This is a genomic window from Streptomyces sp. NBC_01089, from assembly GCF_045162975.1.
Taxonomy (GTDB): domain Bacteria; phylum Actinomycetota; class Actinomycetes; order Streptomycetales; family Streptomycetaceae; genus Streptomyces.
Genome location: NZ_CP108660.1, coordinates 5536982 through 5553163, shown reverse-complemented (window position 1 = coordinate 5553163; position 16182 = coordinate 5536982). Strand labels below are relative to the sequence as shown.

Genomic DNA, 16182 nt, shown 5'->3' with positions numbered 1-16182 from the left:
GGAGACCGGTCCTCTCCGTACGCCGGGCCACCGGAGTGTCTACCGCTGCGCGGGCCAGTCCACCTGGGGCGACCGGTAGTAGCCGATGCCCAGCGCGTCCCACCGGGGCGCCTGCGCGGCGAGCCGGGTGCGGTACGCGGCCCAGTCGTGGGTGGACTGCGGCGACCAGCCCAGCTCGGCGATGCCGGGCAGCCTCGGGAACGCCATGTAGTCGATGTCCTCGCTGGTGGTCAGCGTCTCCGACCAGAGCGGCGCCTCGACCCCGAGGACCGAACCGGCCGGCGCGCCCGCCAGATAGGTGGCCGGATTCCAGTCGTAGGAGCGCTCTACGGAGACCAGCCCCGCCCAGTCCAGGCCCAGCTTGGTGTCCGCCGTGTACTTCATGTCGAGGTAGGCGCGGTCGGCCGGCGAGAGCACCAGCCCGGTGCCCTTCTTCGCCGCGTCCACGACCTGCGCCCGCTCGGCGGCGCCGGTCGCGTCGTACCCCCAGTACTGTGCGACCTCGCCCTTGGACGGGGCGGCTGCGGTGATCTGGTGCCAGCCCTCGACCTTCTTGCCGTACTTGCCGACGATGGCCTTCGCCTTGTCCATGAAGGCGTTGTAGTCGGCCTGGCTGGTGGAGTGCGCCTCGTCGCCGCCGATGTGCAGATACCGGCCGGGGGTGAGCGCGGCCAGCTCACGTACGGCGTCGTCCACGAAGTCGTACGTCACCGGCTTGGGCACGCACAGCGAGCTGAAGCCGACGTCGGTGCCCGTGTAGAGCGGGGGCGCGACGCCGTCGCAGTTCAGCTGCGGGTAGGAGGCCAGGGCCGCGTTGGTGTGCGAGGGCAGATCGATCTCGGGGATGACATCGAGGTGGCGCGAGGCCGCGTAGCGCACGATCTCCCGGTAGTCCGCCTTGGTGTAGTAGCCGCCCTTGCCGCCGCCGACCTCGGTCGTGCCGCCGTACGTGGCCAGTTTCGGCCAGGAGGAGATGGCGATGCGCCAGCCCTGGTCGTCGCTGAGGTGCAGATGCAGTTTGTTGATCTTGTAGAGCGCCAGCTCGTCGATGTACCGCTCGACCTGCTGGACGGTGAAGAAGTGCCGCGAGACGTCGAGCATGGCGCCGCGGTAGGCGTACCGGGGTACGTCGGTGACGGTGCCGCCCGCGACCTGCCAGGGGCCTGGCTGCCGCCGCTTCGCCTCGACGGCGGCGGGCAGCTGCTGGCGCAGGGTCTGGACGCCGTGGAAGAGCCCGGCGGTCTTCTCCGCCGTGATCGTGACTCCGCGCGCGGAGCTGACCAGCCGGTACCCCTCGTCACCGAGGCCGCGTTCACGGGGGCTGAGCGTCAGCGTGATGTCACCCCGGCCGCCGTGCGAGCCGCCGGTGACGGGCAGCGGATAGCCGGTGGAGGGGCGGAGCAGCCCCGCCAGATACGAGCCGACCTGGCGCGCGGCGCCGGAGTCCGCCCTGATGTGGGTCCTGCCGGTGATCGCGTACGGGGCGCCGCCCGCCCTGACGGACGAGGGGGCCGGGACGACCGCGCCCAGCGGACGGACGGCGGGGGCCGCGGACGGGGCGGCCGGTGCGGCGGGGGCTGCGGCCGGGGCCGCTCCGGTGCCGGCGAATCCGGCGGCCGTGACGAGGAGCAACGTACCGAGGAGCCGGGGCAGGGACCTGGATCGGAGTGTTCTGTGCAGTCTCACAAGCGGATTCCCTCCGGAGGGTCTCGCAACTGTGGCGCTGGGCAACCGAACGTGCCCCCATGGCTACCGTGCGCCCCGGGGAAGGTCAAGGGTATAGACCACTCCGGATCCCCGTCTCAGCCCGAACCGGCCGGAACAACCGAATCCGAAGCAGCCCAGCCGCCCTCATCTGCCCGGAATCGGGCAGAAATATTGCGAATACCCTCCCGCCACTCCAATATCAACGGGTGTCCGCAACCCGTCCGTCGTACGACGACCTCATCGACCACCTGGTGCGCAGCTCGGCGCTCCAGCGCGGCGAAGCCGCCCGGGTGGTCCTCGATGTGCTGGCCTACTTCGACGAGACGACGGAGGAGTTCGTCCGCAGGCGCCACCGCGAGCTGCAGGCCCGCGGGCTGACGAACCCGGATATTTTCCAACAGATCTCGGACGAGCTGCCTCATCGTGCAGTGGCACCGCCCGAGCTCTCCCTGCGGCAGCTGCGCCGCATGATCTACGGCTAGGAACCAAGGAGCGATATGTGCGGGATCGTCGGGTACATCGGCAAGCGTGATGTGGCACCGCTGCTGCTGGAGGGGCTGCAGCGGCTGGAGTACCGGGGGTACGACTCCTCCGGCATCGTCATCTCCTCGCCCAAGTCGGCCGCGCTGAAGATGGTCAAGGCGAAGGGCCGCGTGCGCGAGCTGGAGGCCCGGGTCCCGAAGCGGTTCGCGGGCACCACCGGAATCGCCCACACCCGCTGGGCCACCCACGGCGCCCCCAGCGATGTGAACGCCCACCCGCACCTGGACGCGGAGAACAAGGTCGCCGTCGTCCACAACGGCATCATCGACAACGCGTCCGACCTGCGCACCCGCCTCAACGCCGACGGCGTGGAGTTCCTCTCCGAGACCGACACCGAGGTCCTCACCCACCTCATCGCCCGCTCCCCGGCCGCGACGCTGGAGGAGAAGGTCCGCGAGGCCCTGCGGCTGATCGAGGGCACCTACGGCGTCGCGGTCATGCACGCGGACTTCCCCGACCGCATCGTCGTCGCCCGCAACGGCTCGCCGGTCGTCCTGGGCATCGGCGAGAAGGAGATGTTCGTCGCCTCCGACGTGGCGGCCCTCGTCTCGCACACCCGCCAGGTCGTCACGCTGGACGACGGCGAGATGGCCACCCTCAAGGCCGACGACTTCCGTACGTACACCACCGAGGGCTCCACCACCTCGTCGACGCCGACCACCGTGGAGTGGGAGGCCGAGTCGTACGACATGGGCGGCCACGACACGTATATGCACAAGGAGATCTCCGAGCAGGCCGAAGCGGTCGACCGGGTGCTGCGCGGCCGGATCGACGACCGCTTCTCCACCGTGCACCTGGGCGGTCTGAACCTGGACGCCCGGGACGCGCGGGGCGTGCGCCGGGTGAAGATCCTCGGCTGCGGCACCTCGTACCACGCGGGCCAGATGGGCGCCCAGCTGATCGAGGAGCTGGCCCGCATCCCCGCGGACGCCGAGCCCGCTTCGGAGTTCCGCTACCGCAACCCGGTGGTGGACCCCGACACGCTGTATGTCGCCGTGTCGCAGTCCGGTGAGACGTACGACGTGCTGGCGGCGGTCCAGGAGCTCAAGCGCAAGGGCGCGCGGGTGCTGGGCGTGGTGAACGTCGTCGGCTCTGCCATCGCGCGTGAGACCGACGGCGGGGTGTACGTGCACGCGGGCCCCGAGGTCTGTGTCGTCTCGACCAAGTGCTTCACCAACACGGTGGTCTCCTTCGCCCTGCTGGCCCTCCATCTGGGCCGGATCCGCGACCTGTCGGTGGCCGACGGCAAGCGGATCATCGCGGGGCTGCGGAAGCTGCCCGCCCAGATCGCCGGGATCCTGGACCGCGAGGACGAGATCGAGAAGCTGGCCGTCGAGTACGCGGACGCCAGGTCGATGATGTTCATCGGCCGGGTGCGCGGCTACCCGGTGGCGCGCGAGGCGTCGCTGAAGCTCAAGGAGGTCTCGTACATCCACGCCGAGGCGTATCCGGCGTCCGAGCTGAAGCACGGCCCGCTCGCGCTGATCGAGCCCGCCATGCCGACGGTCGCGATCGTGCCCGACGACGATCTGCTGGAGAAGAACCGGGCGGCGCTGGAGGAGATCAAGGCGCGCGACGGGCGCATCCTCGCGGTCGCGCACCAGGAGCAGCCGAAGGCCGACCACACGATCGTGGTGCCGAAGAACGAGGACGAACTGGACCCGATCCTGCTGGGGATCCCGCTGCAACTGCTCGCCTACCACACGGCTTTGACCCTGGGCCGGGACATCGACAAGCCGCGCAACCTGGCGAAGTCGGTCACGGTCGAGTAGCACGGGACCGGACGCGCGGCCGAGCGGCACGGCAGAGCAGCACGGCCGCGCGGCGGCCCGTCCGGCTGCTCCCGGTGGCAACCGCCCCGGGGGCAGCCGGTGTTGCGTGACGGGGTGGCGGTCACTGGACGGCGGTCAGGGGATGACGATGACGGGCCGCTGGGCGCGCCGGGCGAGGCGGCCGGCCACCGAGCCGAAGATCCGCCCGACGATGCCGTGCGTCGAGCCGACGACGATCGCGTCCGCCGAGTACTCCCGGCCGACCTCCTCCAGTTCGTGGCAGATGTCGCCGCCGCGCTCCACGAGGATCCAGGGCACATCGGCGAGGTAGTCCGCGCAGGCCAGTTCGAGGCCGAGCACTTCGGTCCTGTGGTCCGGCACATCCACGAAGACGGGGGGCTCGCAGCCCGCCCAGACCGTGGTCGGCAGCCGGTTGGCGACATGGACGATGATCAGGCCGGAGCCCAGTCGTACGGCCATGCCGATGGCATAGGCGAGAGCCCGCTCACTGGAGGTCGAGCCGTCGAAACCGACGACGACCCCGTGTCTGAAAGCGGGATCACATGCGTGACGTGTGGCGTCCGCCGCATGGAGTTCAGCCGATGGATCGGCGGTCTGCCTGCGGTCCGCGGGTTCGGAGAATTCGTAACCGGCCATCGGTATCTCGGCGAAGAAGATCCTCTTGGGAGGGAACGGCAGTTGGCGGTGAAGCGTGTCCGGCGGAGCTGTGTCCGGGAATCATCTTCCCAAGCCCATACCCTCCAGAGTACGGCGACACTCCTCTCCTGCCCACTGCCCGCCGATCCAGTCCGGCGTTCCAGGGAGCATGCCCGAGCAGGCCGGTAAATGGCAATGCCAGGTGGTAGCTACAGCTTCCCGTCCCGGGCCGCCGGCGCCGGAAACCGGCCGTCGGCGCCGCCCGCCCGTGCCCGCTCCCCCGCGCGGCTCCGGTACGCGCGCCCGGCACCGGCCGGCCATGCGCCGGCCACCGGGCGGGCAGGCAGGGGGCGTACGGCACTCGCCCGGCCGCCGTCCGGCCGCTCCTCGTCCGCCGTTCGTCCGCCGCGCGGGCCCGCGCGTACCGGGAGCGCACAGGTTCCGATGGCAGTCTGGGCAGCGCACGCCGGTGTGCTGACTGAATCCCACCCGCGCGCCCGATCGTTTTCAGCCAACTTATGTGACCTACCCCGACCTTGGCGGAACGATACGTCAACCCCCGTGCCACCAGGGATGAAAGGACCAACGGCGGCTCTCGCACCCTACTGGGACGGGCCATGCGCGGGATGCCCACTTCCCTGGGGGCTTCCTGAGTGAAACGCTTCCTGATCGAATGCTTCGCGCCAAGTTGCCATGTCGACATAACGCCGTCAGTCGAACTTGTCACGCCGACAGCACGGGACACAGTAGATTCGATCTTGGGTAAGAGGCGGGGGATCTCGTGCTGGACCGAGGGGCTGTGACGATTAAAAGCAGTTTGCAGGAGCGACAGTCCCGACAGGATCAGGGAGCCATGAGCACCGAGGGGGGCTTAGCACCATGAGTCAGGGCCAGGACTCCACCGCCGTGGCGGAGACCGCAAGAAAGCTCTCCGGGCGCCGCCGCAAGGAGATCGTCTCGGTACTGCTCTTCAGCGGCGGGCCCATATTCGAGAGCTCGATTCCGCTCTCCGTCTTCGGCATCGACCGGCAGGACGCCGGGGTGCCCCGCTACCGGCTGCTGGTGAGCGCGGGCGAGGAAGGCCCACTGCGCACCACGGGCGGGCTGGAACTCACCGCGCCGTACGGCCTGGAGGCCATCAGCAGGGCCGGCACCGTCGTCGTCCCGGCCTGGCGGTCGATCACGTCGCCGCCGCCGCCCGAGGCGCTGGACGCGCTGCGCCGTGCCCATGAGGAGGGCGCGCGCATCGTCGGCCTGTGCACCGGGGCGTTCGTGCTGGCCGCCGCCGGGCTCCTGGACGGCAGGCCCGCGACCACGCACTGGATGTACGCGCCGACGCTGGCGAAGCGCTATCCGTCGGTCCATGTGGACCCGCGTGAGCTCTTCGTCGACGACGGCGACGTCCTGACCTCGGCCGGGACCGCGGCGGGCATCGATCTGTGCCTGCACATCGTGCGGACGGACCACGGCGCTGACGCGGCGGGCGCGCTCGCCAGGCGGCTGGTGGTCCCCCCGCGCAGGAGCGGCGGCCAGGAGCGCTACCTCGACAGGTCTTTACCGGAGGAAATCGGCTCCGACCCCCTGGCGGAGGTCGTCGCCTGGGCGCTGGAGCACCTCCACGAGCAGTTCGACGTGGAGACGCTGGCCGCTCGCGCGTACATGAGCCGCCGGACGTTCGACCGCAGGTTCCGCTCGCTGACCGGCAGTGCGCCGCTGCAGTGGCTGATCACCCAGCGGGTGCTCCAGGCGCAGCGCCTCCTGGAGACATCGGACTACTCGGTGGACGAGGTGGCGGGCCGCTGCGGCTTCCGTTCACCGGTCGCGCTGCGCGGTCACTTCCGGCGCCAGCTGGGCTCGTCGCCCGCCGCGTACCGGACCGCCTACCGGGCCCGCAGGCCACAGGGGCCCGAGCCGGTCCCGGTGGCTCCGGCGGCCGACGGCGTACCGCAGTCCCGCCGCACACCGGCGGCGGCACCGGCACCGGGCGGCACCCAGCCCCCGGCGCCGCAGCAGGGGTCTCCCGCGCTGCCCGAGCCGGGCAAACCGGGCTCGGACACCTACGCACCGGGCCGCCCCGTGGTCCCGGGGCAGCGCAGCGCGACGTAAGCAGGACGCAGCAGTACCCACGAGGGGCTGGGCCTTGCGGCTCAGCCCCTTAAGGTGGGGCGTATGAACGATCGCATGGTGTGGATCGACTGCGAGATGACCGGGCTCTCGTTGACGGACGACGCACTCATTGAGGTGGCCGCACTGGTCACCGACTCGGAGCTGAACGTGCTCGGCGAAGGGGTGGACATCGTGATCCGCCCGCCCGCCGAGGCACTGGAGACCATGCCCGACGTGGTGCGGAAGATGCACACCTCATCCGGCCTGCTCGACGAACTGGACGGCGGCACCACGCTGGCCGACGCCGAGCAGCAGGTGCTGGCGTATGTACGCGAGCATGTGAAGGAGCCGGGCAAGGCACCGCTCTGCGGGAATTCGGTCGGTACCGACCGTGGCTTCCTGCTGCGCGACATGAAGGACCTGGAGGGCTATCTCCACTACCGGATCGTGGATGTCTCCTCGATCAAGGAGCTGTCCCGCCGCTGGTATCCGCGGGCCTACTTCAACAGCCCGGAGAAGAAGGGCAACCACCGGGCGCTGGCGGACATCCGCGAGTCGATCGCCGAGCTGCGCTACTACCGGGAGGCCGTCTTCGTGCCGCAGCCGGGGCCGGACTCGGACACCGCGAAGAAGATCGCGGCCAAGCACGTGCTTTCCGCGGACTAGGAACGTTCGGACGCTCCGTGAGGACGGGCGGCGACCTGCCGGAAAGGCGGGAGCGAGCACCCTCCCGGACCCTGTACACTTTTTCTCGGCCGGTCGGAAACGACACGGTCATGGTGGGTATAGCTCAGATGGTAGAGCACCTGGTTGTGGTCCAGGATGTCGCGGGTTCGAGTCCCGTTACTCACCCTTGATGATCAAGGGCCGACCTGCTGTCGCGGGTCGGCCCTTTTTCGTACGCACAACAGCCGGCACCGGGTGACCGGCCAGGTCTGGACGGGTCCGGACGGAAGTCCTACGAGCTGAGCCGGGGCACCAGATCCGTCGGGAGCACCAGCTGGGCCCGCTCGACGCCAGGGGCCCCAGGCGAGCGGTGTGCCGCGATCTCCGCCAGCAGCAGCCGGGCCATGGTGCGGCCCATCTCCTCGATCGGCTGCCGCACGCTCGTCAGCGGCGGGTCCATATGACGGGCGATCACCGAGTCGTCGAAGCCCACCAGGGCCACGTCGTCCGGCACCCGCAGACCGCGCTCGCGCAGCACCTGGCGGGCACCGGCCGCCATCACGTCGGAGGCGGCGAACACCGCGTCCAGGTCGGGGCGGCGGTCGAGCAGCAGCTCCATCGCCCGGCGGCCGCTCTCCTCGGAGAAGTCGGCCGGGGCGACGAGCGCCTCGTCGCCGTCGGCGCCCGCCGCTGCGACGGCCTTGCGGTACCCGTCGAGGCGGCACTGCGCGGCGTAGATGTCGAACGGCCCGGTGATCGTCGCGATCCTGCGCCGCCCCCGCGCGATCAGATGCCCGACGGCGCTGCGCGCCCCCTGGTAGTTGTCCGAGTCGACCGAGGGCAGCGTCTCCCGGAAGGAGCGCCGGCCGCTCACCACCGCCGGGATCTCCAGCTGCTGGAGGAGGTCGGGCAGCGGGTCGTCGGCGTGCACGGAGACGAGCAGCACCCCGTCCACCCGGTGCGCGGCCAGATACTGGGCGAGCCGGTCGCGCTCGCGGTCGCTGCCGACGAGTGTGAGCAGCAGCTGCATCTCGGTGTCGGCGAGCGCGGCGCCGACACCCCGGACGATGTCCGAGAAGTACGGCTCGGCGAAGAAGCGGGTCTCGGGCTCGGGCACGACGAGCGCGATGGCGTCCGTACGGTTCCCGGCGAGCGCGCGGGCCGCCCGGTTGGGCACGTACCCCAGCTCCGCCACCGCGGCCTCGACGGCCTCGCGCGTACGGTCGCTGACCCGGGGCGAGCCGTTGATGACCCGGGAGGCCGTGCCGCGGCCGACCCCGGCCCGTGCCGCGACCTCTTCGAGCGTGGGCCGCCCGCCGCTCCGTACTCGCGCTGCCGCCATGGCTGCCTCCCGTTCGCGGTCAATTTCTCACAAGTCGGATAACCGGACCAAGTCCGGTCACCGGCTCCACGACACGCTCGGGGGCTGGTCCGTCCCGTACCGCGCGCCACCGATGGGAGCGCTCCCACTGTACGGGGCGGTGCGGCCCGCCGGGAAACGGACCGCGGGCCGGACGGGACCTGGCACAGCGCCGGGTCCCGTCCGTCCGTTCGGGGCCGGGCGCGGTCAGTCCGCCGGGGGCAGCGCGTGGCGGCTGATCACGTCGGCGTACCAGTGGGCGCTCGACTTCGGGATCCTGCGCTGGGAGGCGTAGTCGACGTAGACCGCGCCGAACCGCTTGGAGTACCCGTATCCCCACTCGAAGTTGTCCATCAGGGACCAGAGGAAGTAGCCGCGCACATCGGCGCCGTCGGCCACCGCCCGCCGTACGGCGTCGAGATGGCCGTGCAGATAGTCGATCCGCTCGGGGTCGGCGACCTGGCCCTCGGGCGAAACGTAGTCGTCGAAGGCGGCGCCGTTCTCGGTGACCATCAGCGGCAGGCCCGGGTGGGCCCTGCTGACGTCCGTCAGCAGGCTGTACAGCCCGTCGGGGTCGATCGACCAGTTCATCGCGGTGCGCTTCTTGCCCTCGGCGAGGTGGAAGGCCACATGCTCGGAGCCGGTCCAGGGCGAGTGGTCGCTGCTGCCGTGGCCGTCGTCGCGGGTGTCGCCGGTGCCGGTCTCCGGTGTCGAAACCAGCGTCGGTGTGTAGTAGTTGACGCCCAGTACGTCGATGGGGGCCGCGATGGTGGCCTGGTCGCCGTCCTTGACCAGCTCCGACCAGTCCACCAGATGCGCGGTGTCGGCGAGCAGGTCCTCGGGGTAGCCGCCGTCCAGGATCGGGCCGGTGAAGATCCGGTTGCCGACCGCGTCGATACGGCGTGCGGCGTCCGCGTCGGCCGCGCTGCCGGTCAGCGGGCGGACCTGGTGGAGATTGAGGGTGACCGAGATCTGCGCGGTGGCGGGGAGTTGACCGCGCAGAACCTCGGTCGCCCGGCCATGGGCGAGGTTGAGATGGTGGGCCGCCCGCAGGGTCGCGGCCGGCTCGGTGCGGCCCGGGGCGTGCACCCCGGAGCCGTAGCCGAGGAAGGCGGAGCACCACGGCTCGTTGAGCGTGGTCCACATGCCGACGCGGTCGCCGAGCGCGTCGGCCATGATCGCCGCGTAGTCGGTGAAGCGGTCGGCGGTCGTCCGGTGCGGCCAGCCGCCCGCGTCCTCCAACTCCTGGGGCAGGTCCCAGTGGTAGAGCGTGGCGACCGGGGTGATGCCCGCTTCGAGCAGTTCGTCGGCGAGTCTGCGGTAGAAGTCCAGACCGCGCTCCACGGCCGGGCCGCGGCCGGTGGGCTGCACCCGCGACCAGGAGACGGAGAAGCGGTACGCCTTGAGGCCCAGCTGCTTCATCAGCGCCACGTCGTCGCGGTAGCGGTGGTAGTGGTCGGCGGCGATGTCACCGGTGTCACCGTTGCGGACCTTGCCCGGGGTGTGGCTGAAGGTGTCCCAGATGGACGGGGTGCGGCCGTCGCTGGCGGCGGCTCCCTCCACCTGGTAGGCGGCGGTGGCCGCCCCCCAGACGAAGCCCAGGGGGAAGTCCGTCGTCTCGGGCGCCTGCTCACGGGTGGTGGTCTCGGGTCGTACGGCAGTCATGCGGGAGCGCTCCCAGGGGTGGGCGGACAGGGGCAGATGGGATCGGGCAGGGCTTGGGTCCTGAGGGGAGTACGGCGGGACGTCCGGGGTCCGTACGGCCCGTGGTCAGGCACCGGCCGTACGGACGTACCGGAAGGGGGTGCTGTGGTTCACCCCTTGACGGCGCCCGACATGATGCCTCCGACAATCCGCTTGCCGAAGACCACGAACACCACGAGCAGCGGCAGCGTGCTGATCAACGCGCCCGCCATCACGATGCTCTGGTCGGGCGTGTAGGAGGCGCTCAGCTGGCCGAGGGCCACCTGCAGCGTCGGGTTCTGCTGGTTGAGGGCCAGATAGGGCCAGAAGAAGTCGTTCCACGCCTGGACGAAGGTGAGCATCCCGAGCACCATCATCGCGGGGCGGGCCGCCGGGAGGACCACGCTGCGCACGATGCGGAGGTTGTTGGCGCCGTCGAGCTTGGCCGCCTCGATCAGTTCGTACGGCAGCGCTTCCGTCAGGTACTGCCGCATGAAGAAGACGCCGAAGGCGCTCACCAGGGTCGGGAAGATCACCGACTCCAGGTTCCCGCCCCAGCCGATCTTGGACATCATCATGAAGAGCGGGACGACGCTGAGCTGCGGGGGGATGGTCAGGGTCGCGATGACCGCGGTCATCAGCCCGCCGCGGCCCCGGAACCGCATCTTGGCGAAGGCGTATCCGGCCAGTGTGCAGAAGAAGAGCGTCGCCGCCGTGATGCAGCCGGAGACGATGACGGAGTTGACGATCGCCTTGCCCAGGTGGGCCTGGTTCCAGGCGGCGTCGAGGTTGTGGATGAGCCGCCCGCCGGGCAGGAACGGCGGTGTGCTGGCGAGCACTTCGTCCTGGGTGTGGGACGCGGCGACGAGGGTCCAGTACAGCGGCAGGATCGAGCCGATACCGACGGCGATCAGCGCGATATAGGCGAAGGGGCCGCCCTTCAGCTGCTGGCCGGCGCCGGGCCTGAAACGACGGCGGGGCGCGGGTGGGGCGGCGGCCGGCCGGGTGGTGAGGCCGGGCGCGTGGGTGGGGCTGGTCATGGTCATGGGTTTCGCTCCCGGTCAGGCCGCGGACTTGCGGACGAGGCGGCCGATGAGCCAGTTGATCGCGGCGATGATCAGCAACAGGGCGAGCATCGCCCAGGCCACCGCGGCGGCCGGACCGAGATGCCCCAGATTCCAGCCGTAGTTGTAGAGGTAGACGCTGAGCGTCTCGTACTGATTCTCATTGCCCCCGGTCGCGCCGAGAGTGCCGCCCTCCAGCAGCAGCGGCTCACCGAACAGCTGCATGGAGCCGATGGTCGAGATGACGATCGTGAAGAGGATCGTCGGCCGCAGCGAGGGGATGGTCACCTTGCGGAACTGCTGCCAGCGCGAGGCTCCGTCGATCGAGGCCGCCTCGTACAGATCGGTGGGCACCGCCTGCATCGCGGCCAGATAGATCAGGGTGTTGTATCCGGTCCACCGCCAGATGACGATGACCGAGATGGCGATCTTCGAAGTCCAGTGCCCGTTGGTCCAGTTGGTGTGGCCGAGGCCGATGAAGTGCAGCAGCCAGTTCAGCAGTCCGCCGTCGGCGCGGAAGACCAGGGCGAAGACGAGCGCGGCCGACGCCACCGATGTGGCGTACGGGGTCAGGATGATGGTACGGAAGAAGGTGCTGGCCCGCAGTTTGTAGTTGAGCAGATGGGCCAGGCCCAGCGCGACGAGCAGCTGCGGGACCGTCGACATCACCCCGATCAGGAAGGTGTTGCCGACCGCTGTCCAGAACTCGGCGTCGTGCAGGATCCGGTCGAAGTTGGCCCAGCCGACCCACTGCATCTGGTCGAGCCCGGTCATCTCCACCCGGTGCAGGGCGATCCAGCCGGTGTAGATCAGCGGATAGAGCCCGAAGGCGCCGAAGACCAGGAAGAACGGGGCTATGTAGGCGTACGGCGACGCTTTGTCGTCGAACCTCCACAGCCTGCTGCGCCACTTCTGCCGGCGGGCGGCCGCCGAGGTCTGCGGGGAACCGGAGGGGGGCGGGGTGTAAGCATCCCGGGCGGGTGCCGAGGTGGACACAGTCGGGAGTCCTTCCTGAGGGACGCCGGTCCCGGGTGCGGGCCGGCCCTGACGGCGGGAGACCGGGCGGGCGGCCACACCGGCCGCCCGCCCGGCGGAGGTCAGCCGATCGCCTTGTCGATCGCCTTGGTGGCGGCGGACCAGGCGTCGTCCGGGCTGGTGCCCCGCTGCTCCATGTTGTTGATCTGCGTCGAGATGGTGTCCTTGATGACGCCGTCCTTCTCGCCGATCACGGCCTCAGGGATGGTCTTGGCCTCGTCGGCGTAGATCTGGCCGATCGGGGCGTTGTTGAAGTACGGCAGCTTGGCGTTCTTCACCTCGGGCAGGTCGTACGCGCCCTTGTTGGACGGGAAGACACCGATCGCCTTGAACACGGCGGCCTGCTGGGCGGGGGCGGTCAGCCACTTGACGAGGGCGCCGGCCTCGGCGACATGGCTGCCCTTCTTGGGTACGGCGAGGAACGAGCCGCCCCAGTTGGCGGCCGTGGCGCCGGGAGCCGTGGTGATGTCCCACTTGCCCTTGTTGCCCGCACCGGCGTTGGTCGAGATCTGGCCCGCCATCCACGCGGGGCAGGCCACCGTGGCGATGGTGCCCTTGCGCAGCGCGGCCACCCACGGGTCGTTGAACTGGGCGAGGCCCTGCGTGAGCTTCTTCGACGCGGCCTCGGCGGCCAGGTTCCAGCCCTTCTTGACGCTGGGGCTGTCCTTGTAGATCGCCTTGCCGCTCGCGTCGTAGTACTGCTGCGCGTTGGAGCTCACCACGGCGTTGAACATCGCGCTCGCGGAGTCCATGAAGTACGTGCCGGCGGGGGCGTTCTTCTTGTACTGCTCGCCGAGCTGGAGGTAGGCGTCCCAGCCGCCCGCGACCTTCTTGGCGACCGCGGCGCGGTCGGTCGGCAGCCCGGCCTTCTTGAACAGTTCGGTGTTGTAGCAGAGCGACATCGGGCCGATGTCCGTGCCCGCGCCGATCACCGCGCCGTCGGACGTGGTGGCCTGCTTCTCCTTCCACGGCACCCAGTCACCGACGTTGATCACCTTGCTGAGGTCGGCGAAGTCGTTCGCCTTGGTGTCGACGACCTCCTTGATCCGGCCGACTTCGACGCCCTGCACATCGGCCAGCCCGCTGCCCGCGTTCAGCTCCTGGAGCATCTTGGGGTAGTAGACCTTCTCATCAGCGGTGACGTCTTCCTTGACCGTGATGTTCGGGTGCAGCTTGTGGTACTGGGCGAAGAGCCCGGCCTCCTTGTAGCCGAACTGCCCGTAGTCCGCGACGGTCAGGGTGATGTTCCCGTTCGCGTCGGTGCTCTTGCCCGAGTCCGACGAGTCGCTGCTGCAGCCGGCCAGCAACAGGGCGGTGGCCGTCAGGCCCGTGGTGGCGATGACCGCGGCTCTGCGGCGGCGACCGCCGACGGTGCGGGTGATGCGCATTCCACTACTCCTTGTTCCAGGGTGGGACCGGGTTCTTACTGCGCGGCATACGCGCTGGTGAGCACGGGTGCCGGGAAGTGCAAGGGGGGAGACACGGGCTGTTCTGTCCGTACGGGAAGGACCCGTGCGATGTGGGAGCGCTCCCATGCGCCGATGCCGGAAGGTTGCTGCCTCGGAGGGGTGGGTGTCAAGAGTTGAAGACGCTTCCGTTGCCCGAGCGTGTCCCGCACGTCACGAGAACGTGTCCGGCACGGCTCTTGCCAGCGTCGGACGCGGCCCCATCCGACGCCAGGTTGGGGCACATTCCCGCAGTTCAGCGGGGTGGTGAACGCGAAAGGCCCGGCTGCGGGGCCTGGCGGGGGCGCACCGGAACCGGGATCACGGTCGTACACCGGAAGGTGAACGGGGCTTGGAAGGGGAGGCCGTTCCGGACGGCAGCCGCCTTTTTTCTTCGAACTTCGCCCTGGGGCGGGCGAGTTACGTGGCTCGGTGCGCCGGGCGGGGTCGGGCGGGCGTACGGGCGTACGGGCGGGGCGTGCGGGTACAGGCGGGTACGGGCGCGCGTACGGGCGGGTCCCGGCGGAGCCGAGCGGGTCCCGGCCCGGCCGGGCACGGCGAAACGCCCCGGCCGGGTGGGGGGGGTGAGCCGGCCGGGGCGTCAGTTCGGGGAGCGGCGTCAGCTGTTCGCCGCGAACGCCTTGCTGAAGGCCAGCTCGTCCTGGACCACCGACGAGCACGTCGGGTCGGCGGAGTCCTTCGCGCCGCCCGGGCACTCCTTGTCCCGCGCGCCCGACCACATCGAGAGCCGCCCGAGGCCCTTCGCCTTGGCGAACTCGGCCAGCTGCTTCGCGTCGTCCACCGTGAACTTCTCGGTGTTGACGTCGTTGACGCCGATCATCGGTGTGACCGCGACGGCCTTCCAGGCTGCGGCGTCCGAGAGCCCGAGCACCCCCTTGATCTGAGCCTGGGTGGCGGTGGCCGCCTGGGTCGCGTAGTCGCCCATGTCACCGCTGTACGAGGCGCCGTAGTCCATGGCCATGATGTTGACCGCGGAGATGTCGACGCCGTTCTTCTTCGCGTTGGCAACGAGGTCAACGCCGGGCTGGGTCAGCCCCTCGGGCATCACCGGCAGCGTGAACGAGACGTCGAGCCCGGGGTGGGACTTCTGGAGCTGCGCGATGGCCTGGGCGCGGCGGGTGTTGGCCGCGGTGTCCGGCAGCGCGCCGCCCTCGATGTCGAAGTCGACCTTGGTGAGCTTGTAGGTGTCGATGACCTTGCCGTACGCGGCGGCCAGCGCGTCGGCGGATGTGCAGGCCGCGCCCAGTTCGGTGCCCGAGGCCCCGCCGAAGGACACCCGGACGTCACCGCCCTTGGCCCGCAGGCCGCTGATCTGCGAGGCCACCTTGTCGTCGCCGAGGCCCGTGGCGCCGCCCCAGAGCGGGGCGCAGCTGCCGCCCGAGGTGATGAAGGCCAGGTTGAACTCCTTCACTCCGGCCTTGGTCACCGTGTCGAGCAGGTTGTACGCCGGGTACAGCGAGGTGTCGATGTACGGGGCGAAGCCCGCGCCCGACGAGGTACCCGTGCCGGTGGTCTTGGCGGGCGGCGTGGGAGCGGGCTTCGACGACGCGCTCCCGGTAGCTCCCGCGTCCGCCGTGGGCTTGGCCGACGGCTGCGAGGGCTTGGACGGGCTGGACGGCTTGGACGGCGCGGTGGGCCGGCCGCTCGGCGCGGGCGCACCGCCGTCGTCGACCGAACACTTGGCGCCGTCGATGACACAGCCGGTGGGGTCACCGGCGGTGGCACCCGCCGAGGTGACGAAGCCGATGGTGAGGGACTTGCCCGCGGCGATACCGGCCTTGTCCCACTTCGACGGCCGCACGGTGACGTGCTGTCCTTCGACCGTGGAGTCGGCGTTCCAGAGCGAGCTGAGCTTGGTGCCCTTGGGCAGGTCGAACTCCAGCTTCCAGTCGGTCAGCGCCTTCCCGGCGTCGTTGCTGACGACGTACTGGCCGGTGTAACCGCCCTGCCAGTCACTGGTCTTGGTGTAGGCGGCGCCCACATCGGCGGCGTGCGCGGTACCGGTCAGTGCGAACGCGCCGCCCCCTGCGACGGCCGCGGCCACGACCGCGCCCATCGCCTTGGTCTTGCCGCTCACCTTGCGCCGGTGGGTCGTCGTACTCATGGCGTGCCTGCCTCTGCGT

Annotated in this window: 12 protein-coding genes and 1 tRNA gene; 5 read left to right on the top strand and 8 right to left on the bottom strand. The window is 70.1% G+C overall.

What is annotated here, in order from left to right; genetic code table 11:
• Nucleotides 1–39: 39 nt before the first annotated feature.
• A complete protein-coding gene (locus OG510_RS25010) occupies nt 40–1686 on the bottom strand; it encodes a beta-N-acetylhexosaminidase (protein WP_406139709.1) in 1647 nt (548 codons plus the stop codon).
• Nucleotides 1687–1913: 227 nt separating this feature from the next.
• On the opposite strand from OG510_RS25010, the gene OG510_RS25005 reads away from it, so the two are divergent.
• Nucleotides 1914–2189, top strand: a complete 276-nt coding sequence (locus OG510_RS25005; RefSeq protein ID WP_164265437.1) for a hypothetical protein — start codon at nt 1914–1916, stop codon at nt 2187–2189.
• A gap of 15 nt (nt 2190–2204) precedes the next feature.
• Nucleotides 2205–4022, top strand: a complete 1818-nt coding sequence (gene glmS / locus OG510_RS25000) for a glutamine--fructose-6-phosphate transaminase (isomerizing) (protein WP_406139707.1) — start codon at nt 2205–2207, stop codon at nt 4020–4022.
• A 135-nt stretch (nt 4023–4157) separates the two neighbouring features.
• Here the strand turns inward: glmS and OG510_RS24995 are convergent, their stop codons facing one another.
• Nucleotides 4158–4679, bottom strand: coding sequence for a universal stress protein (locus OG510_RS24995; RefSeq protein ID WP_406139705.1), 522 nt, complete (start codon nt 4677–4679; stop codon nt 4158–4160).
• An 879-nt stretch (nt 4680–5558) separates the two neighbouring features.
• Here OG510_RS24995 and OG510_RS24990 point away from each other — a divergent pair.
• The 3 genes from OG510_RS24990 to OG510_RS24980 all read left to right on the top strand — a co-directional run bounded on the left by OG510_RS24990 (nt 5559) and on the right by OG510_RS24980 (nt 7637).
• A complete protein-coding gene (locus OG510_RS24990; RefSeq protein ID WP_406139704.1) occupies nt 5559–6785 on the top strand; it encodes a helix-turn-helix domain-containing protein in 1227 nt (408 codons plus the stop codon).
• 63 nt (nt 6786–6848) lie between these two features.
• A complete protein-coding gene (gene orn, locus OG510_RS24985) occupies nt 6849–7451 on the top strand; it encodes an oligoribonuclease (RefSeq protein ID WP_406139703.1) in 603 nt (200 codons plus the stop codon).
• A 113-nt stretch (nt 7452–7564) separates the two neighbouring features.
• Nucleotides 7565–7637 (top strand) — tRNA-His (locus tag OG510_RS24980).
• 106 nt (nt 7638–7743) lie between these two features.
• Here the strand turns inward: OG510_RS24980 and OG510_RS24975 are convergent.
• The 6 genes from OG510_RS24975 to OG510_RS24950 all read right to left on the bottom strand — a co-directional run bounded on the left by OG510_RS24975 (nt 7744) and on the right by OG510_RS24950 (nt 16163).
• Nucleotides 7744–8793: a LacI family DNA-binding transcriptional regulator gene (locus OG510_RS24975; protein ID WP_406139702.1), complete on the bottom strand. Its 1050-nt coding sequence runs from the start codon at nt 8791–8793 to the stop codon at nt 7744–7746.
• 225 nt (nt 8794–9018) lie between these two features.
• Nucleotides 9019–10476: a GH1 family beta-glucosidase gene (locus OG510_RS24970; protein WP_406139700.1), complete on the bottom strand. Its 1458-nt coding sequence runs from the start codon at nt 10474–10476 to the stop codon at nt 9019–9021.
• Nucleotides 10477–10625: 149 nt separating this feature from the next.
• Nucleotides 10626–11540 carry a carbohydrate ABC transporter permease gene (locus OG510_RS24965; protein WP_406139699.1) on the bottom strand — a complete coding sequence of 305 codons (915 nt, stop codon included), beginning with the start codon at nt 11538–11540 and terminating at the stop codon, nt 10626–10628.
• Nucleotides 11541–11555: 15 nt separating this feature from the next.
• Entirely contained in the window at nt 11556–12554 is a 999-nt protein-coding gene (locus OG510_RS24960) for a carbohydrate ABC transporter permease (RefSeq protein ID WP_406139698.1), read from the bottom strand.
• Between the two features lie 101 nt (nt 12555–12655).
• Nucleotides 12656–13981: an ABC transporter substrate-binding protein gene (locus OG510_RS24955; RefSeq protein ID WP_406139696.1), complete on the bottom strand. Its 1326-nt coding sequence runs from the start codon at nt 13979–13981 to the stop codon at nt 12656–12658.
• A 676-nt stretch (nt 13982–14657) separates the two neighbouring features.
• Nucleotides 14658–16163, bottom strand: a complete 1506-nt coding sequence (locus tag OG510_RS24950) for a cellulose binding domain-containing protein (RefSeq protein ID WP_406139694.1) — start codon at nt 16161–16163, stop codon at nt 14658–14660.
• Nucleotides 16164–16182: the final 19 nt, after the last annotated feature.

Bases quoted from the DNA above. Each gene is read 5' to 3' on its own strand.
- orn (WP_406139703.1), top strand. From the start codon at position 6,849: ATGAACGATCGCATGGTGTGGATCGACTGCGAGATGACCGGGCTCTCG.
- OG510_RS24995 (WP_406139705.1), bottom strand. From the start codon at position 4,679: ATGGCCGGTTACGAATTCTCCGAACCCGCGGACCGCAGGCAGACCGCC.
- OG510_RS24975 (WP_406139702.1), bottom strand. From the start codon at position 8,793: ATGGCGGCAGCGCGAGTACGGAGCGGCGGGCGGCCCACGCTCGAAGAG.
- OG510_RS24970 (WP_406139700.1), bottom strand. From the start codon at position 10,476: ATGACTGCCGTACGACCCGAGACCACCACCCGTGAGCAGGCGCCCGAG.
- glmS (WP_406139707.1), top strand. From the start codon at position 2,205: ATGTGCGGGATCGTCGGGTACATCGGCAAGCGTGATGTGGCACCGCTG.
- OG510_RS24950 (WP_406139694.1), bottom strand. From the start codon at position 16,163: ATGAGTACGACGACCCACCGGCGCAAGGTGAGCGGCAAGACCAAGGCG.
- OG510_RS24965 (WP_406139699.1), bottom strand. From the start codon at position 11,540: ATGACCATGACCAGCCCCACCCACGCGCCCGGCCTCACCACCCGGCCG.
- OG510_RS24955 (WP_406139696.1), bottom strand. From the start codon at position 13,981: ATGCGCATCACCCGCACCGTCGGCGGTCGCCGCCGCAGAGCCGCGGTC.
- OG510_RS24990 (WP_406139704.1), top strand. From the start codon at position 5,559: ATGAGTCAGGGCCAGGACTCCACCGCCGTGGCGGAGACCGCAAGAAAG.